At 44.5% G+C, this 20,810-nt stretch carries 19 protein-coding genes and 2 pseudogenes; 17 read left to right on the top strand and 4 right to left on the bottom strand.

What is annotated here, in order from left to right; all coding sequences use genetic code 11:
• Positions 1 to 116: 116 nt before the first annotated feature.
• From DCMF_RS01180 to DCMF_RS29510, 13 genes and pseudogenes are all read left to right on the top strand, one after another.
• Entirely contained in the window at positions 117 to 1,751 is a 1,635-nt protein-coding gene (locus DCMF_RS01180; protein WP_148132736.1) for a class I adenylate-forming enzyme family protein, read from the top strand.
• A gap of 452 nt (positions 1,752 to 2,203) precedes the next feature.
• A complete protein-coding gene (locus DCMF_RS01185) occupies positions 2,204 to 2,524 on the top strand; it encodes a PadR family transcriptional regulator (RefSeq protein ID WP_148132737.1) in 321 nt (106 codons plus the stop codon).
• Positions 2,524 to 3,450 (top strand): DUF2812 domain-containing protein, encoded by a 927-nt coding sequence (locus tag DCMF_RS01190; protein WP_236860154.1) that lies wholly within the window; start codon positions 2,524 to 2,526, stop codon positions 3,448 to 3,450. The genes DCMF_RS01185 and DCMF_RS01190 overlap by 1 nt, the downstream gene beginning before the upstream one ends.
• 126 nt (positions 3,451 to 3,576) lie before the next feature.
• The gene (locus DCMF_RS29495; protein WP_236860155.1) at positions 3,577 to 3,912 is read left to right on the top strand and encodes a hypothetical protein; all 336 of its coding nucleotides are present in this window, start codon (positions 3,577 to 3,579) and stop codon (positions 3,910 to 3,912) included.
• Between the two features lie 115 nt (positions 3,913 to 4,027).
• Positions 4,028 to 4,774 carry a class I SAM-dependent methyltransferase gene (locus DCMF_RS01195; protein WP_148132738.1) on the top strand — a complete coding sequence of 249 codons (747 nt, stop codon included), beginning with the start codon at positions 4,028 to 4,030 and terminating at the stop codon, positions 4,772 to 4,774.
• Positions 4,775 to 4,818: 44 nt separating this feature from the next.
• Complete coding sequence (locus tag DCMF_RS30205; protein ID WP_269467155.1) at positions 4,819 to 5,064, top strand: hypothetical protein; 246 nt, start codon at positions 4,819 to 4,821, stop codon at positions 5,062 to 5,064.
• A gap of 737 nt (positions 5,065 to 5,801) precedes the next feature.
• Positions 5,802 to 6,416, top strand: a complete 615-nt coding sequence (locus DCMF_RS01205; protein WP_148132739.1) for a TetR/AcrR family transcriptional regulator — start codon at positions 5,802 to 5,804, stop codon at positions 6,414 to 6,416.
• Positions 6,417 to 6,448: 32 nt separating this feature from the next.
• Entirely contained in the window at positions 6,449 to 9,151 is a 2,703-nt protein-coding gene (ppsA, locus tag DCMF_RS01210; RefSeq protein WP_148132740.1) for a phosphoenolpyruvate synthase, read from the top strand.
• Positions 9,152 to 9,334: 183 nt separating this feature from the next.
• Positions 9,335 to 10,186: an ABC transporter ATP-binding protein gene (locus DCMF_RS01215; RefSeq protein ID WP_148132741.1), complete on the top strand. Its 852-nt coding sequence runs from the start codon at positions 9,335 to 9,337 to the stop codon at positions 10,184 to 10,186.
• Complete coding sequence (locus DCMF_RS01220) at positions 10,183 to 10,881, top strand: hypothetical protein (RefSeq protein ID WP_148132742.1); 699 nt, start codon at positions 10,183 to 10,185, stop codon at positions 10,879 to 10,881. The genes DCMF_RS01215 and DCMF_RS01220 overlap by 4 nt, the downstream gene beginning before the upstream one ends.
• A 15-nt stretch (positions 10,882 to 10,896) precedes the next feature.
• Positions 10,897 to 11,835 carry an ABC transporter permease gene (locus DCMF_RS01225; RefSeq protein WP_148132743.1) on the top strand — a complete coding sequence of 313 codons (939 nt, stop codon included), beginning with the start codon at positions 10,897 to 10,899 and terminating at the stop codon, positions 11,833 to 11,835.
• A pseudogene (locus DCMF_RS29505) lies at positions 11,835 to 12,005 on the top strand (TetR/AcrR family transcriptional regulator); the annotation flags it as partial. The gene DCMF_RS01225 and the pseudogene DCMF_RS29505, both read left to right, overlap by 1 nt.
• Before the next feature lie 105 nt (positions 12,006 to 12,110).
• Positions 12,111 to 12,491, top strand: coding sequence for a hypothetical protein (locus DCMF_RS29510; protein WP_236860375.1), 381 nt, complete (start codon positions 12,111 to 12,113; stop codon positions 12,489 to 12,491).
• Positions 12,492 to 12,541: 50 nt separating this feature from the next.
• Here DCMF_RS29510 and DCMF_RS30305 read toward each other — a convergent pair.
• The 4 genes and pseudogenes from DCMF_RS30305 to DCMF_RS01250 all read right to left on the bottom strand — a co-directional run.
• A pseudogene (locus DCMF_RS30305) lies at positions 12,542 to 12,685 on the bottom strand (ABC transporter permease); the annotation flags it as partial.
• An 84-nt stretch (positions 12,686 to 12,769) separates the two neighbouring features.
• Entirely contained in the window at positions 12,770 to 13,546 is a 777-nt protein-coding gene (locus DCMF_RS01240; protein ID WP_148132745.1) for an ABC transporter permease, read from the bottom strand.
• A complete protein-coding gene (locus tag DCMF_RS01245) occupies positions 13,543 to 14,469 on the bottom strand; it encodes an ABC transporter ATP-binding protein (protein WP_148132746.1) in 927 nt (308 codons plus the stop codon). Before DCMF_RS01245 ends, DCMF_RS01240 begins: the two co-directional genes overlap by 4 nt.
• Positions 14,462 to 15,067, bottom strand: a complete 606-nt coding sequence (locus DCMF_RS01250; protein ID WP_214659010.1) for a TetR/AcrR family transcriptional regulator — start codon at positions 15,065 to 15,067, stop codon at positions 14,462 to 14,464. The genes DCMF_RS01245 and DCMF_RS01250 overlap by 8 nt, the downstream gene beginning before the upstream one ends.
• A gap of 402 nt (positions 15,068 to 15,469) precedes the next feature.
• Here DCMF_RS01250 and DCMF_RS01255 point away from each other — a divergent pair, with 402 nt between their 5' ends.
• From DCMF_RS01255 to DCMF_RS01270, 4 genes are all read left to right on the top strand, one after another.
• Positions 15,470 to 16,066: a TetR/AcrR family transcriptional regulator gene (locus DCMF_RS01255; protein WP_148132748.1), complete on the top strand. Its 597-nt coding sequence runs from the start codon at positions 15,470 to 15,472 to the stop codon at positions 16,064 to 16,066.
• A 55-nt stretch (positions 16,067 to 16,121) separates the two neighbouring features.
• Positions 16,122 to 18,752 carry a phosphoenolpyruvate synthase gene (gene ppsA / locus DCMF_RS01260; RefSeq protein WP_148132749.1) on the top strand — a complete coding sequence of 877 codons (2,631 nt, stop codon included), beginning with the start codon at positions 16,122 to 16,124 and terminating at the stop codon, positions 18,750 to 18,752.
• Between the two features lie 231 nt (positions 18,753 to 18,983).
• Positions 18,984 to 20,393, top strand: coding sequence for a dihydrolipoyl dehydrogenase (gene lpdA / locus DCMF_RS01265; protein WP_236860156.1), 1,410 nt, complete (start codon positions 18,984 to 18,986; stop codon positions 20,391 to 20,393).
• A 42-nt stretch (positions 20,394 to 20,435) separates the two neighbouring features.
• Positions 20,436 to 20,810 carry a hypothetical protein gene (locus tag DCMF_RS01270; RefSeq protein WP_148132750.1) on the top strand — a complete coding sequence of 125 codons (375 nt, stop codon included), beginning with the start codon at positions 20,436 to 20,438 and terminating at the stop codon, positions 20,808 to 20,810.

The raw sequence follows: 20,810 nt of genomic DNA on the forward strand, positions 1-20,810 counted from the left end.
TAACGGATGGTACCACTTTATAATAATATAGTATAGTGTTTTGTTATTTTATGTAGTACGGATTATTTTTAAATATAAAATACTTCATGTTTGTAGAACGGGAGGATAGATCAATCATGCCTATTACGGAAATATTATCACATAATGCCGAGGCGTATGGACAGGAGATATGCCTGACAGAGATTAATTTGGATCTCCAGGACAGTCACCATGTGATCTGGCGGGAGTATGAACTGATTGAAAACAACCCGGCCGGTGAATACCGGCGGGAAATGACCTGGCGTGTTTTTGACGAGAAGGCAAACCGCATGGCCAACTTATTGCTGAAAAGAGGCATCAAAAAAGGGGACAAGGTAGCGATTCTTTTAATGAATTGCCTGGAGTGGCTGCCCATTTATTTTGGAATCTTAAAATCCGGTGCCATAGCAGTTCCCTTGAATTTTCGTTACACGGCAGAAGAAATAAAATATTGTTTGGATTTATCCGAAACCATTGCCCTGATTTTCGGGCCTGAGTTTATTGGCCGGATCGAAACCATTTATGATCAGATCCCTAAAGTGAAGACACTTTTATTTGCCGGGGAAAACCGTCCTACTTTTGCGGAAAACTATGACCGCCTTACGGCCAATTGTTCCTCCGAAGCCCCCTATATTGAACTGAGAGACGAAGATGATGCAGCCATTTATTTCTCCTCAGGGACGACGGGATTTCCCAAGGCAATTTTGCATACGCACCAAAGCCTGATGTCGGCATGTATGACGGAAAATAAACATCACGGTCAAACCCGGGAAGATAATTTTTTATGCATTCCGCCCCTTTATCATACCGGCGCCAAGATGCATTGGTTCGGTAGTTTGCTCTCCGGGAGCAAAGCCGTATTGCTGCGCGGAATTAAGCCGGAATGGATCCTAAAAACAGTCTCAGAAGAAAAGATTACTATTGTTTGGCTTTTAGTTCCTTGGGCCCAGGACATTCTGGACGCCATTGAAAGAGGAGATGTCAGGCTGGAAGATTATGACCTTTCCCAGTGGAGACTGATGCATATCGGTGCCCAACCGGTTCCCCCCAGCTTAATTCATCGTTGGAAAAAGTATTTTCCCCATCATCTTTATGATACGAACTATGGCCTGAGTGAATCCATCGGTCCCGGGTGTGTCCATTTAGGGATTGAGAATATTCATAAAGTCGGTGCCATCGGCATACCGGGTTACAATTGGGAAGTCAAGGTTGCCGACGAGGACGGATGCCCTGTACCCCAGGGACAGGTGGGAGAATTGGTGGTCAAGGGCCCGGGCGTAATGAAATGTTACTTTAATGATCCGGAAGCGACTGTGGCTGTGCTGAAGGACGGCTGGCTTTTTACCGGGGATATGGCACGTATCGATGAAGATGGTTTTATTTATTTGGTTGACCGCAAAAAAGATGTCATTATCAGCGGGGGCGAAAATATCTACCCGGTGCAAATCGAAGATTTTCTTCATGGGCATGGGGCGATTAAGGATGTAGCAGTGATTGGCCTGCCCGACCCGCGTATTGGTGAAATCGCGGCGGCGATCATTGAACTTAAGCCGGGCTGCCAGTGCACGGAAAAAGAAATCATGGCCTTCTGTTCTTCCCTGCCCAGATATAAACGCCCGCGCCAGATCATATTTGATCGTATTCCGCGCAACCCTACCGGTAAAATTGAAAAGCCGAAGCTTCGGGAAAAATATTGCGGGGGAAGCTTAGTGGCAGCCCAAACCCAGAATTGAAAAGGTAGAAAAGAAGAATTGATGCTATCAGCAAGGAATCCTCAATAATAGCATTGGATATGTTCCCGAATACAGTACACGTTGAGACTGTAGTAAAGTTAGAGAAGTTGTAGAATTGAATAATGACAATAGATTACAGCCCTTGAGTGTCAAAATGATGCTCAGGGGTTTTTGCTTGGGATTTGGCAAGAATTTCAGTAGTTATTTTTTGTTGACATATAGTCTAATTGGACTATAAAATATGGTAGTCTAATTAGACTATACATCAATTTCAAGTCCGTTCGGGGGCTCCAAGTTGATTCTATCTATGGTGAAATGAGGAAAAGAGTGTTTATATATCTGTCAGCAGACTTGAAATACAGTCTGCTTTTAATATCTTGACAATAACGATATTCGATGTTATCATGCAAACAAATTATATCGATATTCGATATTTATAAAGGAATGATTACATGGCCAGAGAAAAATATCAAACATTAACAGAGCAAATGTTTTATATCCTTATTTGCCTAAAAAATGAGGCCTGTGGTGTTGATATTATGAAAATGGTAGCAGAGCTTACAGATGGCAGAGTGCTCATTGGCCCTGGAACCTTATACAGCTTATTGGATAACTTTGTCAAGGAAAAAATGATTATCGAGACTAAGACGGAAAATCGAAAAAAAAGCTATATTATTACAAATCTTGGTAATGAAATGCTTGAAAAGGAATATCGCCGACTAACAAAGCGGAAAAACGATTACGAAGCACTCGTAAAAGGTGGTGGGCAGTGATGAAAAATAAAGTTAAAAAGGTGATAAATTTTAGATTTGACCGTTATAAGGGCACAGAAATCAAATTGGAGAAACTGGCTGCAAAGGGATTATTTCTGGAGGAGTGCGGTGCCTTTTTATGGACATTTCGAAAAGGAGAGCCGAAGAATTTAAAATACACAGTTACATATTTTTCTGAGGGGTCAGTATTTAATCCCGATATTACTGATAATCAGCAAACGTATTTCGATTATGCCAAGGCTGCCGGTTGGAATTTTGTAACCCAATTCAACCAAATGCAAATCTTTTGCAGCGAAGCTGACAACCCCATACCATTTGAGACGGATGAAAAAGAGAAATTTGACAATATCAAAAGATGTATGAAAAAGAGCTTCCTTCCATCGATAATAGTTATGATTCTGGTTTTTATGTTTAATTTGGTTGTGCAGTTCAATTCATTTCAATTGAATCCAATAGATTTTTTGTCAGATCCCAGTCGATTGTTTTCTGTTGCCATGATTTTGGCGGTTGTTATTTATGAAGTGTATTTCTTGCTGGATTACTTCATTTGGTGTAAACGCTCAGAGCGCTCGATTGCCAGTGGTGGAGAATGTGCTGAAAATATCAGCATGGTGCGCAGAATTGTCCATCTCATCTTTATGAGTTTTAGCTTTGTTAGCTTTGGTTACTTTTTGTATTACCTCGTTTTTAAAATTAGCTGGTTCGGGGTATTCCTATGCATCATACAAATGCCCATTCTGCTGATAGTATTTTGGTTGTCAATCAAATATTTGAAAAAGAAAAAAGCATCGGCTACGATAAATAAAGTGATATCCTTTACTGTGCTGATCATTGCTGATTTTGCATATCTCGCATTCATTGTATTGTTCACGATTAAATTTGGCTTTAATGTAGGTGCTGGCTCGGATTATCGCACCGTTGTTTAGCCGATTACCGCAACAACCAGTCATGAGTACAGGCTGTATAGGGATGATATCCCCCTTACCTGTGAAGCTTTATACGGTGATATTGATTATGACTATTATTCGTATGAAAAAGAGATAGATAGCACATTGTTCCTTACCAAACGCAATTATCGGCAAGATTCATTGCCCGCAAAAGACGCACCTCCGCGGCTCGAATACGATATCTTAGAACCGCAATTTAAGTTTGTTTATCATCTCGCCAAGAAGCATCTGCTTGAGATACCCCAGTGGCGAGAGGATATAAGCTTTGAGTCTATCGACAACGAAATTTTCGGCACGGTAGAAGCTTATCAGCAGCATTATGATGATACGCCAACAGGTGAATACATTTTGCTTTTTGAAAATAAAATTATTGCCCTAAATATGGAAGAATCGCCAACCACAAAACAAATTTCCATCATTAAAGAAAAGTTACGAATTTAACTTTAGAAAGCGAGTGAGCCTGAAAGCGCGGTATAATGATTACAGCAGCAGAAAAACAGGAATTTGGCGGGCAGTTTTGAACTGCGGATTATTTATAGTTTAGGGAGAATGTAATATGAGCAATCAAAATATTTATGATAACCAGGATTTTTTTAACGGCTATCATTCATTACGGAGCAGTAAGGATAATAACTACAACGATTTATTGGAACAGCCTGCAATGGCAGATATGTTGCCGGATTTGACAGGTAAAAAAGTTTTAGATTTAGGTTGCGGCTATGGTCATAATTGTCTTGATTTTATACGAAATGGTGCTGACCGAGTTGTGGGGCTGGATATATCAGAAAAAATGCTTGAAGTCGCCAGGAACGAGTCCAATGATGTAAAGATTGAATATATCAATATGAGCATGACTGAAATATCATCTATCACTGAACGATTTGATTTTGTTTACAGTTCCCTTGCGTTTCATTATATAGAGGATTTTTCAAAGCTTATAAAAGATAGTTATCGCTTGTTAAATTCTGGCGGTTATTTGCTGTATTCACAGGAGCATCCTATTATCACAGCTACGATTGATGATAAAGGACATTTCAATCAAGATGAAACCGGGAACTGCGTATCCTATACTTTCTCAAATTACAATCAAGCCGGGAGACGTGAAATCCATTGGTATGTTGACGGAGTTATAAAATATCATCGTCCTATGGGAGAATTGTTGACTACCATTGCAAAAGCGGGCTTTATTCTGGAAGAAGTTTGTGAACCGACGCCAAAAGATTGGGCGGTCCGCAAACTACCAAGTATAAAAAAAGAATTTTTGAAACCTTGTTTTTTGATTGTGAAAGCAAAAAGGCAATAGAAGATTATCAGCTAATGTGACCAATTTAGCAAGGAGGCTTTTCTATGATAGATTATGGATTAAAAAATAAGGTTGTGTTAATTACTGGTGCAAATAACCCACAAGGTATTGGAGCAGCAACAGCGTATGCTTTCGCGGCAGAAGGAGCAAAAATCATACTTGTATATAAAAAGAATTTCACCCAGGCTATCCCAAAAAATGGTGAGAGAATGAGAATTAAGAACGACGGCATTTCAGGTCAATCTATAACACTGCACCCCCCACGCAGGAGGATGTCGATTATCTGGTAAACCTGCCGAGTCAAGCAAACGTCTACATCGAAACGGACCAGAAGGTTATTTCGACTGTGAAGGAGGAAACCGCGGCCTTCCTTACAGGACAGAAGATAGCGGAAACGACTACCCAATTGATTCAGGACAGGGTGAGCAAATACTTAAATGAATAATACAAAAAACAAGGTGTGGCTTTCCGCCAAGGGGATATCAGAGGGGTATGACATCTTTTTTGCCCACTCAAGGCATGTGGAGAGTATAGTTCTGATGACGAATAGTAGTTTCAAGGGCAAATAAGGCGGGCAAACCACTATATGTAGTGGTTTTGGAGCAAAAAACGATTAAAACGGGCTGAAGAAGTGCATTTTCTGGCCCTTTTTATACATGAATCGGTGATTTTTGGTGATGGCACCCTAGAAGCACACTTTTTATAAATCCAATGGCATCGGGTGAGGAATCGTGATGCCGTTGCCTTAAACTCATGAATCAACCTAATTTTAATGTGATTATTTTAACAGCAAAGTACCAGAAATCAACGCTAAACGCGTAATTTCTGGTACTTTTTTGATAATCTATATAGGATTTAGTAATTTGCCAGTGTTCGTTATTCCCTAATAAAATCTTCCTGGATGAAAAATCTGTTCTGAGAATACATATCAAATAAAATTTTTAACATACTATTGACCGAATCGGTTTTTAGTAATACTATATCATCATAAACCGATTCGGTTGACGTTGCGTGAGGTGAGATAATCTTGGAGAAATTTTTCAGTCTACCTGTAGTGAAACAAAATAAAATCATTGATGCGGCGCTTAAAGTCTTCGGCACCAACGGCTATAAAAAGGCCTCCGTGAGCGATATAGCCAATGCCGCGGGGATTTCCAAGGCTATGGTTTTTCATTATTTCGGATCAAAAAAGGCATTATATCTTTATTTGATTGAGTTCTGCGGCAATCTTTTTATGAAAGAAGTCGATGAAAAGCTTGATAATACAGTTACCGACTTCTTTGACAGAATTAAAATGATAACCGGCATTGAGATTTCGCTTATGAAGAGGCACCCTGCAATCTTATCCTTTTTAACAAGTATTTATTTTGAAAACCATGAAGAAGTTCAAGCTGACATCAAAGCTATTTTGGCAAAGGGCGAAGATTTTAGAAATAAAATTGCTTTTGAAGGCATGGATACTTCTAAATTCAGGGCCAATATTGATGTAAAACTGGTTATGAAAATCCTTTCCTGGATTGCTGACGGGTATGCTGCTCAAGCATCAAAAAATCCAGAAGCCGATTATGACGCCTTATTCCAAGAATTAAACAATTGCTTGGTTTTGCTGAAAAACAACTTTTATAAAGATGAATATCTATAATTGTCATTCACGAAATGGAAAGGAAAATATGTATGAATGCTTATGTACTCAGCTTTCAGGAAATCGACAAAACAAAGCTGGCTGTTGTCGGGGGTAAAGGCGCGAACCTCGGTGAATTATCCAGAATTGAAGGGATAACTGTGCCGGAGGGCTTCTGCGTCACTACAGAAGCATATAAAAGAACCATCGAACAAGCACCGGAATTTAATGCTTTGCTGGAGCAGCTATCTCTTCTAAATCCGGAGGACAGAGAAAGAGTTAGTGAAATCAGCGGTAAGATCCGCAGCGCTATCGAAGAGACGCCAATTGCAAAAGAAATTGAAGAGGCGGTAACCCGTCATCTGACGGCGCTGGGAGATCAAAACGCCTATGCCGTACGGTCCAGCGCCACGGCGGAGGATCTGCCGACGGCATCTTTTGCCGGCCAGCAGGATACGTATTTAAACATTATCGGCAGGGAAGCGATCCTGAAGCACATCAGCAAGTGCTGGGCGTCGCTTTTCACGGACCGGGCGGTGATCTATCGCCTGCAGAACAATTTTGACCACAACAAGGTCCATCTAGCAGTTGTCATCCAGAAGATGGTTTTCCCGGACGCGGCGGGGATCATGTTTACGGCCGACCCAGTCACGTCCAACAGGGAGGTTGTGTCCATCGACGCCAGCTTCGGGCTCGGCGAGGCGCTTGTATCCGGTCTGGTGGATGCCGATATTTATAAGGTGCGGGAGGGCAATATCGTCAGCAAAAAGATATCGGCGAAAAAACTGGCGATCTATGGACTCAAAGAAGGCGGCACGAAGGAAGTGCAGCTGGGGCCCGACAAACAGAATGCACAGACGCTGACGGATGCGCAGATTTTGGAGATGGAGAAAACAGGCCGAAAGATCGAGGCGTATTTCGGCCGCCCCCAGGACATCGAATGGTGCATGAGTTGGGGACATTCCTCCGACCCCAGAGATTGGCCCCAAAGAGAGGTGCATCCCCTTTCCTCTAAGGGGAAATTCTATATCGTCCAGAGCCGCCCCATCACCACCTTATATCCTGTGCCGGAGGTGAAGGACGGGAAAAATCACGTCTATATGTCGTTAGGTCACCAGCAGATGATGACAGATGTCGTGAAGCCGTTAGGCCTGTCCTTCTTCCCGATTTGGCTTAAGAAGATTACCAGCGATCCCATGGTCGAGGCCGGCGGGCGGATGTATATGGACGTATCTTATGAGCTTGCTTCTCCGATAGCATCAAAGATTTTTGTCAAAAGCGGTCTCGGTTCGGTAGACACGTTGATACAGAAAGCCCTCACCAATATCCTGAAAAGAAAGGATTATATCAAAACATTGCCCCGCGGGAAGACGACGATGGGCTTGAGCGGTGGCTCGATGGGGCAGTTGATTTCCGGCTTCATGCAAGCGAGAAAAATCGAACGGGAGAATGACGCCCATCTTCTTCACAAAATTATTAACAAGCATGATGCGCATGTTCGTGATCTGGAGCAAAGGATAGACGGCAAAACGGGAGCAGGCCTGTTCGACTTTATTCTGCGGGATATGGATGAGGCCTTTAAGACGATCGTTGTGGACAACTCCGCCGCGGCCATTGCCGGTGTCTTAGCTCCCGGCTGGCTTAAAAAGCACATGGAGAAATGGCTGAATGAAAAGGATGTCGTCGATGTCCTTACCCAATCACTGTCCAATAATGTCACCGCGGAAATGGGGCTTGAGTTACTGGATGTGGCGGATGTGGTCAGGCAATATCCGGCGGTGCTTGAATATTTCCAGTATGCATCCGATGCAACCTTTTTCGAGGAACTGGAAAAGCTTGACGGCGGTAAAACGGTCAGCGATTCCATGCGGGACTACCTGAGTAAATTCGGTGTGCGCTGCCCCGGTGAAATCGATATTACCAGAACCAGATGGGCTGAGAAGCCGACGATGCTGATTCCCCTGATTATAAATAATATCAAGAATTTCGAACCGGGTTCCCATCAAATTATATTTGAACAAAAACGGTTGGAGGCAGAACGGAAGGAACAAGAGCTGGTCGAAAAATTGCAGAAGCTGCCCGGCGGCAAGCAGAAGGCGGAAAAGACAAAAAAGAAGATCAGCGTTATGCGCAATTTTGTCGGCTTCCGGGAGTACCCCAAGTATGCGATGATGCAGCATTTTTATGTGTATAAACAAGCTATAAAGAAAGAGGCCGCCTTGCTGGTTCAAACAGGAGTGATTCAGGAGCCGGAGGATATCTATTATCTGACCTTTGAGGAACTGCGGGAAGTTATCCGCACAAACCAACTGGATTACAGCATCATCACGAAGCGAAAGGCTGATTACGAGGTCTATGAGAAATTGACACCGCCCCGGGTGATGACATCTGACGGTGAAATCATTACCGGCGAGTATGACACCGGCGATATCCCTAAGAGCGCTTTGATTGGAGTCGCTGTTTCATCAGGTGTCATTGAAGGCCAGGCGCGTATCGTTTTAAACCTGGAGGATGCCCACATTGAGGAGGGCGATATACTGGTAACAGCTTTTACTGATCCCAGCTGGACGCCGCTGTTTGTATCGATAAAAGGTCTGGTTACCGAAGTAGGCGGGATGATGACCCATGGCGCTGTTGTTGCCAGGGAGTACGGTATTCCCGCAGTAGTAAGCGTAGAAAACGCTACCAAGCTGATTAAAGATGGGCAAAAGATTCGTGTAAACGGAACGAAAGGATATGTGGAGATCCTTGAGTAGGTGAATCGTTAGGTTAGGCTAAATTCGTTTCTAATGTAATCAATTGTGTAAGAAGATTTATGTAAAAGATATGTAAATTATTACCAATAATAAAAATTAATGGAATGAATTGACTGACCAGTCAAGGTATGATATATTTAAATTGACTGGCTAGTCAATTTAAAATTTCAGGAGGAATCACTCATGAAGGCTATCGAGGTCAAACATTTGACCTTTTCCTATGACGGTAGGGTCAATGCGGTTGACGACATTTCATTTACTGTTGAACAGGGCGAAGTATTCGGTTTTTTGGGCCCTAGCGGCGCAGGGAAATCGACGACCATCAAACTCCTGACGCGCCTTCTTGTGCCGAAGGCAAACAGGGTTTTTGTTCTGGGGCAGGATATGGCGAAGGCTGATTATAGGTTTATGCGCAGGATCGGGATTGCATTTGAGAACGATGTGCTCTACCCTGAATTGACCGGCTTTGAAAATTTATATTATCACGCAAAGTTGTACGGGATCGGGAAACAGGAAATTGAAGAGGTAATGAAAATGCTGGATATCCTCGACGCCCGGGATAAGCCTGCATCGCAGTATTCAAAAGGCATGAAAACCCGTCTTGTGCTGGCAAGGGCGCTGGTTACAAAGCCGCAGATCCTGTTTCTCGACGAGCCCACAAGCGGCATGGACCCGGATATCGCTTCCTATGTGCGCAAGGTGTTAAAAGAGTTAAATAAAAATGGTACGACACTGTTTGTAACTACTCATGACATGCATGAAGCGGAACAGCTTTGCGATAGGATCGCATTTTTCAGCAGTGGAAAGATCGTAGCAGTCGACACCCCTGAATCTTATAAAAAACGCTACGGGGAAAGCCGGATTCTGTTTCAAGTTGGTAGTGATAGCCTACAGATCGACAGAAAAGACAAAGAGGAATTATTAAAGCTGATTAAGCAGGATCAGTGGGACAGCATCCACAGTCAAGAAGCAACCCTTGAGGATATCTTCATTAAGGTTGTGGGCCGCGGACTGAAGGAGGGTGATGAATTATGAGGGAAGAGTTTGTTAAGCTTATGCGTGGCAGCTTGACCAAGCCAATTTTCGGCCAACTGATCCTCTATGTACTCTTGTATAACACAGCCAGTCTGCTAGTCCCCGGCTTCATGCTGAAATGGGGTGGGCTGATCGCGGTTTTTATCGTAACGCTGATGTTGGACATGACATTCTGGATTACCGCTCTGCCGATTGCGAAGGACAAGGAGACGAACATGATTCAGGTCATGCGGACAAGCAGAGGCATATTCGCTTACTTTCGTGGAAAACACCTACTTGTCCTCTCTTCAATGGGTATTATGGCGCTTCTGCTGCGTGCGACAAACCTTCTGAATGTGCAGACGGCCGTATTTATATACCTGACGCTGCTTGTCGTTCTGGTAATGATGGGGCTGGCGCTCATCACTGTGATATTCATAAAGAATCAGTTTTATATCCTTGGCATCGGCAGTTTTTTCAATGTGTTATCCATTATTGTATTATGCCGAATGGCGCTGCCGATGTGGAATATCCCGAAAATTCCTTTTAATCCGTTTAATGAGCTGATACGGGGATACTACGACCTGTTTTATCCGCTTGCCGGAGGGGCTGTGCAGTTTAATCTGATCGCGCTTACCATCATTGCGGTCGGCTTTTACCTTGTATGCACTGCATTGTTTTATGAGTTTACGTATAAAAACGGTTTTTTGCTATAGAAGGGGGCGACGTTTATGTTTTGGTTTTACTGCTTAAAAGAGCTTAAGCTTGCAAAGAGAAACATGTTTTTTCTTCTGCTGATCATCCTGCCTGTTTTAACCTCTCTGGCCGGGGTGGCGCTTACGAACGTCTATTCAGAAACGCCCAAGATCGTATTGCTCGAAGAGGACCAAAGGTCAGTGCCCGAAGGGGTGACGGTAATTCGTGTGTCCGATGACGCGAATATGATAAAAAGAGTGAATGATATCGACTTTGCTATCGGAATCATTGATGATAAAACAATCACGGACGGACGCGAATCGGAAGCCGTGATCTCGTCGGCTGAAAAGATCGCCATGGGAAGCGCCCCTGAAAACATGGGAAAAATGCCGGAGGATACAAAACGCAAAATTTTGAGCTTTGCGCTTTTTTCAGCATTCACGGGAGCTACCGCACTGATTCTGAAGCTTGTGGAGGAGCGGGAACATCATACGGTGGATCTCTATAAAACGGAACCCTCCCCCGACATTTATCCGGTCGGTGCCAAACTGCTTGTGTCTGCAGTGCTCGGCGCTGTCGCGTATGCCATCAGCGTTTGGATCTTGAAAACGCCGGCAAACTTTTTAACGCTGGTCGTACTCTATATTTTGGGGATGGGCCTTGGCTCGGTTCTGACGATATTCATTGCCTATGTTTCCGAGAATCAATCCCAGGCGATCGCCGTATTAAAACCGGTTGCCGTGTTTGTCATGATATTGCCGCCCATCTTAGGTCTTATCTTCGGCGGCGTCCTGCACAAGATCGCACTGATTACCCCCTTCTACTGGCTTTTGCAGTTTATATACAGTATCTATAACGGCGTGGTTTCGTGGCAATATTTGAGTGCACTTGCTGCCGCAGTCATTGTCGGTTTCCTAACCATACTATTTACATGGCACCGGTCGCCGTACGGTAGAAAAAGGAGTAATGCGTAATGTACAACAGTTTTGAAAAACTGCCTGAGGAAAAAAGGAATCTGATCTTAAGAATAAGCATAGAGGAGTTTGTCCAAAATGGGTACTACAAAGCCTCGACCGATACGATAACGAGCCGGGCCGGAATATCCAAAGGAATCCTTTTTCACTATTTCAAGAATAAAAAAGGGCTGTTTCTATATCTCACCGAGCACACAAGAGACATGTTGGAGCAAAAGACACGGCTAGAAATGGAAAAGCTCCGTGAGGACGACTATTTCGAGCGGATCAAAAAGATGATGATAATCAAATACCGGATTGCGATAGATTATCCGCTTGAAACGGAGTTTGCGACGAAAGCACTTCTGATGCCTCCAGTGGAGGCATCAGAAGAAATTGCGGCGCTGAATTCGAAGTATATGGCAAAGTACAGAGAAAAATCGATGCAGGATTTCGTGTACGATAAAAAACTTCTTGAAAAGCTCCCGTTGCGCATGGCTCCGGAGAAGGTGATTGAGGTAAGTGCTTTTATTTTAGAGCAGCTTGGAGCGAAATATTTTGAAAAATATAAATCGCAGGGCGAAAATAAAAACTTTGAGGGATTTATTGAAGAGCTTGACTTTTTAAATAATATTATCAAATATGGTGTGATTGAGAAGAACAGGCCTACTCAATAGCGTTCTTCTTAAAAATAAATTATTCAGGATTGTTTGAGTATTAAGTATAATGAAAGTGGCTGGTTTTCAGCAAAGGCGCGAACACCCGACGGCATCGACTCGGTCGGTACAAACGCCGAGCTGATAAACGGCAGGAAGAGTAACGGATAGGAAAAGGCGCTTGCACCGTCCACCGATTTTGCGGACAGACCGGTAGTTATAGACGACAAAAACAGAAGATAGATAAAAAATGAGGAGCAGATAATTTCTGCTTCTCATTTTCATAAACTATTAATCACTTATTTATGATCTGCGTAACGCCACCATAAAAGGGTTCCCGACATGCCGGCGGCAGAGGCCAGGAGCAAAACCGCATAGCTCGCAAATCCGAGGTTTATTACGCCCGCCGCGCCGGTATACAGTGCCGGAACAGCCCAAGGAAAATAAGCTCCCCATCCCAATGCGCCGGCAACCTGGGCAAGAACGATTGTCAAAACCACAAAGGCCATCGGTGCCATATATCCGCCGCCCGCGGATGCGAAAAACGCCACCGGAAAGCTGACAAGTATCGTCAGGATTCCCGATACCAGCAGGATCAGCAGACCTTGTGCCGCGATCCCGGGCGACCACCCCGGAATGACAATGCAAAAGCCTATCAACAGGCCAAACACGATAATGAGCAGTGTCAGCAGGATACACCACAGAGCTGTTGCGGCAAATTTGGACCACACGACGGTGGGCCGGGGCGCCGGCAGGGCAATGAGATCCTTGAACGTCCGGTCGGAATATTCTCGCCCAAAAATCCAGCTCACGACAAAACCGAAAAGGAACATGCCGCCGATCGAAACGGCCTGCGAAAGAAAATTTAAATAAGTCCGCCAGTCCACCCTGCCGACCAGCTGTGCTTTTGTGCCGATCAACCCCATTTTACGAGCATAGTCTGGGCTTTTGGAGACATACATGAGAAGTCCCATCATCAGAGGAACAAACACGGCGGCAAGCAATGTGATCCAAAAAGTTTTTGAACGTCTCATCTTCAATAATTCAGCCTTGCAGGATGCTGTAAACCACGTCATAGCGCTTTCTCCTCCTTTGCGCCGATCATTCTTAAAAAGTAGGATTCCAGATCCTCCACCTCGGTGTAGAGGCTTTTGGGATAACAATGATGCTCCGCGAGTAGCCGGGCGATCATTTCCGGCTTTTCAACCGCACGTGCATCGCTTGTTTGAAGGCCGCCGTCTTCCGCTGCGGTCACAGCGAAGCCTGCCTCCGCCAGGATCTGATTCATCAGCCCGTTATCTCCGCCCTTTAGCAAAAGGCGCTTGCGGCGGGATTTTTCCATTGTTGCACTGTCAAGCTCCTGCAGGAGCCTGCCGGAATGGATGATCCCGATCCGGGAAGCCAGGCGGGAGATCTCGCTTAAAATATGGCTGGAGATAAAAATGGTGACGCCGTGGTTTTGGGCAAGGTCAAGAAGAAAATCCCGGATTTCCACAATACCTGCCGGGTCAAGGCCGTTTGATGGTTCGTCGAGCAGAAGCACCCTGGGGTTGTGTATGAGAGCTTTTGCAAGCCCCAGCCTTTGCGCATTGCCAAGCGACAGATGCTTTACCTGCCTGTCGGCGTATTCCTGAAGCTTCAGTTTTTCCATGATTCGATCAATAAAGTCCGGTTCCTTCAGTCCCCGCAAACCAAAGACAATTTCGAGATTCTCGCGCACGGAAAGCTCCGGATAGGAATAGGGCATCTCGACAAGATAACCGACATCCCTCCACAGGTCATATGCCCCGGCGTGAATCCTTTTACCAAACAAAAAGGCGTTGCCGGAAGATGGCCGGATCATCCCGAGAAGCATCCGGATGGTAGTCGTCTTGCCTGCTCCGTTGAGCCCTAAAAAACCGTAAATTTCCCCTTCTCCGACATTCAGCGAGAGATCGCTTACGGCAGTAACCTTCCCGTATCGTTTGGTCAGATGCTTCGTGTTGAGTATTTCAGTCATGGGGAGCCTCCTCTCTGCAAAGTCCGTCAACAACGAGATTGACAAGCAGTTCAATCATTTTGGGGTATATGGCTTCTCCAATTTCCTTTTTATGAAAGGCCATAAAAAATATAGACCGAAAAAGTGCGGCGACCATCTCAGGATCTTCGTTAAAACGGATGCCGTTCTCGTGCCATCTTTGAATGAGCGGCAGCAGGGAGTCTGTATCCCGGTTTAGATGGGCCTTCAGTTCCTGTTCCGGCAGCTTGCGAAGCAGTTCCTGCATATTATCATCAAAGGTAACTTGCCGGATAAATGGGTTGGTATCGACCACCTCGTATGCACGCAGAAGGAATTTCTTAACAGAGTCTTTGTCATTTGAAATAGTTTCACTCAGCTTAAGTTTAATCTTAGCCTCTTCCAGTTCCAGAATTTTAAAGTAAAGAGCCTCCTTGGAGGGGTAAAAAATATAGAACGAACCCTGGGAGATGTGAACGGCTTTCGTAATCTCTTCGATACTGGTCTTTTTCAAACCATAAGTGCTAAAGAGGCGCCGTCCCTGCTCGATGATCTCACTGTTGATCCGCTCTTTTTCATGATCCGTAAAACCTTTTGGCATAGTATTCAACCCCTTGCGATTATATGAATGTATAATATTTTTATTCATATAAAATATATACCCCTTTTATGGTACTGTCAAGCGGTGGGTTTACTGGAAAAGAGTCAGGAGATTTCTATAATTCGGGGGTCAACCATGGAAGTATATCCGATTTTAATAAAACACGCCTTATAATGTTTAGCTAACAAGGGCGATACCCGGGCGTGGCTCTCGGCGGTGTTCATTCCAGGATGAAGGATCAGATTTGCACGAACACTGGTGCCATCCGCCGCCGTGGTGAAAACTAAGCCTTGAGACTTTAAAATAGCAGGCGCTTTAGACACGATAAAGTGAGATGATTCTCATATGAGATACTTCTCATATCGAATGATGTATGTTATGATGCTATCAGGAGGTGATCGTGTGCCAAAAGACACTTTTTATAATTTAAGTGACGAGAAGAAAAAGAGAATATTTGACGCTGCCATGCAGGAGTTCTCAAACCGGCGCTTCAGTGACGCATCCCTCAACCAGATTGTGAAGGCTGCCAAAATACCCTGGGGAAGCTTTTATCAGTATTTTAATGATAAAGAGGACATCTATCTTTATATGTTGGAAGAAATTGCAAAGGAAAAGCAGGAGATTCTCAGATGCGCAGAAGACTTAGACCAGGATGCGGACGTTTTTGAAACGATGATTCATAAAGCTAAAGCAGCCCTTGAACTGAGCAAAGTAAAACCGGAATATTCCCGGATCGGGATGCAGATGGAGTTGGATAACAGTGAATTTATTATGAAAATCCGTAGAATATCCGCCGAAAAATATATAAGAATGATTGAGCGTGATAAAAAGCGCGGTCTCATCAAACCGGAAACTGATTCCGAACTTGTGTTAAATATGATTTTCACATTCGGTTTAAATGAGTATTACAGGAACGGATTAGACGAGGAAAGGTATTTAAAGATGCTTAACGATGTTATCAAAATAATCAAGGAAGGAATTGCAGTATTTAAGGAATGATAGATACGATTATCTGATCGGTTTGGCCATCAAAACAATGGAAAGGAGACTAGGCATGAATTCATATGTACTCCGGTTTGAAAAAATCGATAAACAAAAGCTCATGGTGGTTGGCGGTAAAGGGGCCAACCTGGGGGAACTATCCAGGATTGAAGGGATACGGGTACCGGAGGGTTTTTGTGTTACCACCGAAGCGTACAAAAGAATAATCGGGGAAATGTCAGAATTAAACTCATTACTGGATCAATTGTCCCTGCTAAAGGTGGAAGACAGAGAAAGAATCAAGGAAATTAGCAAAAAAGTTCGCCAAGTCATCGAAGGAATAGCCATTGCCAGGGATATCGAGGAAGAGATCGTTCGTGATCTCGCTAAGCTTGGTGAGGATAATGCCTATGCCGTGCGTTCCAGCGCCACGGCAGAGGACTTGCCGAATGCCTCCTTTGCAGGCCAGCAGGATACGTATTTGAACATTAAAGGAAAAGATTCCATTCTGCAGCATATCAGCAAGTGCTGGGCGTCGCTGTTTACCGATCGTGCCGTGACCTACCGCATCCAAAACGGCTTCGACCACCGCAAAGTCTATTTATCTGTTGTCATCCAGCGGATGGTTTTTCCCCAGGCTGCCGGGATTATGTTCACGGCTGATCCCGTCACCTCCAACCGGAAGGTACTGTCCATCGATGCCAGCTTCGGGCTTGGCGAGGCGCTGGTCTCCGGCCTGGTGAATGCTGATATTTACAAAGTACGGGAGGGCAGAATCGTCAATAAGAAAATATCCACCAAGAAACTGGCCATCTACGCTTTAGAAAAAGGTGGTACGCAGGAGCGGGAGATCGAGCCCGGACGTCAGAACATGCAGACGCTGACGGATGAGCAGATTTTACAGCTTGAGAGCATGGGCAGAAAGATCGAGGCTTATTTCAACTGCCCGCAGGATATTGAATGGTGTCTTGTTGATCATGCTTTTTATATTGTCCAGAGTCGCCCCATCACAACGCTATACCCGATTCCCGAAGTGACCGATGGGAAAAATCATGTATTTGTATCGGTGGGACATCAACAGAATATGACGGATGCCATCAGACCACTGGGGATGTCTATGCTCCAACTATTAGGTACTCGCTTTTCCACATTATCAATGCCGCAAGCCGGGGGAAGGTGGTTCCTCGATGTAGCCCATGATCTCACCTCACCCATCGGGCGAAGCATGGTACTGGCTATGGGTAAAAGCGACCCGCTCATAGGGAATGCGATCCGGAGTCTAATAAAGCGAAAAGACTTTATGAAATCATTATCGCATGGAAAGAAAACCATTGGTTTGGGCAGCAGCGGGCTATCCTGGGCGTTTCTCGTTCAGACTATCAAGATCTATCGCAAACCAGATGAAGCGGTTATTCAAAGTCTTATGTCGCGTAACGAAGCGTCTGTCAGAGACCTGCAGAAAAGGATTGCAGGCTTATCGGGAGAGGAACTGTTTACCTTTATACCGGAGGACTTTAAGGAATTGCAAGACATCATGTACAATCCGGGCAGCATGGGAGCGATCTCAGTTTTGTTACTGGCGACGAACTGGCTCAATAAGAACTTGGGAAAATGGTTGGGCGAGAAAAATGTGGCCGACATACTCTCAAAATCGGTAGAAAATAACCCTGCCTCTGAGATGGGGCTTGCGTTGTTGGATGTAGCAGACGTCGTCCGGCAATATCCGGAGGTAATTGAATATTTTCATCATCCCAGTGATGAGGCCTTTTTTGAAGGCCTGACCAAGCTGGAAGGCGGCGAGGCGGTTAGCCGCTCTCTACGGGCGTATCTTGATAAAAACGGCATGCGTTGTTCCGGCGAGCTGGATATAACCAGACCGCGCTGGAGCGAACAGCCGACCACGCTCGCCTCAATGATTCTCGGCAATATCAAGAATTTCGCGCCCCATGCGCACAAAACCATATTTGAGCAGGGCCGTCTGGAGGCTGAACAAAAAGCGCAGGATCTTCTGAGCCGGCTCGAGAAGCTGCCCGGGGGCAAGAAAAAGGCCCAAAAAACAAAGAAGATGATCAATACTCTACGAACCTTAGCTGGCTATCGGGAATATCCCAAATATGCCCTCACACAACGTTTCTTTATCTGTAAACAGGCGTTGCTGAAGGAAGCTGACAACCTTGTACGAAAAGGTATCATCCGTGATAAGGAAGATATCTATTATCTGTATTTTGAGGAGCTGAGAGAGGCGGTTAAAACACACCGGCTGGATTATAGCATTATAACCAAGCGAAAAGCGGAATACGAGGTCTTTGACAAGCTGACGCCGCCTCGGGTGATGACGTCTGAGGGAGAGATTATATCCGGCGAATACAATATGGAAAACATCCCCCAAGGGGCCTTGGCCGGTATAGCCGTTTCATCCGGCGTCGTCGAGGGCCGGGCGCGGGTTGTTTTAAAGATGGAAGACGTCGACATAGAGGAAGATGACATTTTGGTAACCGCATTCACTGACCCCAGCTGGTCTCCTCTGTTCGTATCCATTAAGGGCTTAGTGACGGAAGTAGGCGGAGTGATGACGCATGGCGCAGTTGTCGCGCGGGAATACGGACTTCCGGCAGTCGCAGGCGTGGAGAATGCTACCAAGCTGATCAAAGAGGGGCAGAGGATCCTAGTCAACGGAACGGAAGGATATGTCCAAATCTTGTAACAGGATGACGGTATTTTTTTGCTTTAGAAGGGATAAATGATGTGAACCTATAAAAAGCGACCCAGTCAGGGTCGTTTTTATAGGTGGAAAGAGATTTGAGGTGATTATGCCTCGGTGTATCAAACCAAACGAAAAAAAGTTTCTTGAATATTTTAGACTAATAATATAATATAATTATATAAGAATATTATTATATGATAATAAATATTAGATACATGGGAGGAAGATGGCTTGGAGAAGGTTAATCCATTGAAGACCCAAATAGCTATTTTAGGTGGCGGTCCTGCAGGCTATGTAGCGGCAATGAGAGCAGCTCAACTGGGAGCAGAAGTAGTTTTGGTAGAAGAAAGAGAATTAGGCGGAGTTTGTTTAAATCGTGGATGCATACCGACCAAGGCCTTATTAAAAAATTCTGAGGTAGCGTATTTATGTCATGGTGCAAAGGAATACGGTATCGATGCCCTGGTATCCGATATGGATTGGCAGTCAGCTTGGTTACGTAAAGAACGTGTGGTAAAGAACCTGCGTTTGGGTCTGGAACATTTGATAACCGAACAAAAAATCGTGTTATTAAGAGGACGGGGAGAAATACTGAATCCTCGAGAATTAACTGTATATATGGAAGATGGAAGGGTTAAAGTTTCCTTTAGTAAACTAATTATTACCGTAGGTTCAGATCCGTCTCTTCCTAATATTCCTGGTATTCATTGTCTTGGGGTGATCACCAGTAATGAGGCATTGGAACTGCAGGAGGTTCCAAAATCATTGGTTATTGTGGGAGCCGGTGCCGTAGGATTAGAATTTGCCCATATCTTTAACAATGTGGGCTCTAAAGTAACTGTGATAGAAGCAGAAGATAGCATTTTACCCCAAGAAGATGAGGAAATTACAAAAGAACTGCTGAAAATTCTAAAAAGGCGTGGGATCGGATTTAAGCTTGCGTCTACTGTCAAAGAAATACATGAGAAACACGGTTTATTGGAAATATCAATGACCGATAAAAACAAAGAAATGGTTATAAATACTGACAAAGTGTTAATGGCGGTGGGGAGAAAACTTAGGACAGCTACTCCTGATATAATCAATCTAGGCATTAAAACTGACAGCAAAGGCGCTATTTTGGTAAATGAGAGGATGGAAACAAGTATAGAGGGTATTTATGCTGCCGGAGATGCCATCGGGGGGAAGCTTCTGGCCCATTTAGCCTATTCGGAGGGGTTTGCGGCAGTAGAGAACGCATTGGGTTTCGGAACCAGGGTTCATTATGATGCTGTTCCTTCCTGTGTTTATACTCAACCGGAGGTTGCTGCCGTGGGTATTCATGAAAGGGAAGCCCGGAAGCGCGGTATTCCTGTGAAAGTTGGACGATCCGATTTCCGCCATAATGGCCGTGCTTTGACATTGAATACAAGAGAGGGCTTTGTGAAAGTTGTAATTAGAGCTGATGATCATGTAATCATTGGCGGGCAAATTTTAGGCCCGGAAGCATCGGAAATGATCTCTGAATTAACATTAGCGATTACCTTAGGTGTTAAAGCTGAAGTATTAGCGAGGATGATTCATCCCCATCCTACCTTAAGCGAAGCGATTATGGAGGCATGTGGAGATGCAATTGGCATGGCTATTCATCAGGTAAAATGATTTTTTGTGAACACAATTTTAATAAATAGGAGGGGAAGAAACATGGAAGAGAATGAAAAACAACTACCCGGCTTTATTATGTGTGTGTGTACCGGGAAATGCCCCGGCTTTTCCAAAATGGATATCTGGGATTTTATCAATCAGGTAAGGGTGGAACTTCCGGTGGAGTATGGTTTTATTCATCCCCAGCTTTGTGAAGAGGATGGAGACAGATTTTTGGCGGACTTTTTAAAAGCGCACCGAAAGGTGATAATTGGGGGCTGTGCTCCCAACATGCAGAAAAAGCTGTTCCGGGATGCCTTTTCTCATGCCGGGCTCGATATTCATAGAGATCTGATTCCCCTTGATGTGCGGGATATGACAACAGAAGAAGCAGTGGCCAAGGTCCAACAGGCTTTGGATGAACTGGAGGGTTGA

It is taken from the genome of Candidatus Formimonas warabiya, from assembly GCF_002777255.1.
GTDB lineage: Bacteria > Bacillota > Dehalobacteriia > Dehalobacteriales > Dehalobacteriaceae > Formimonas > Formimonas warabiya.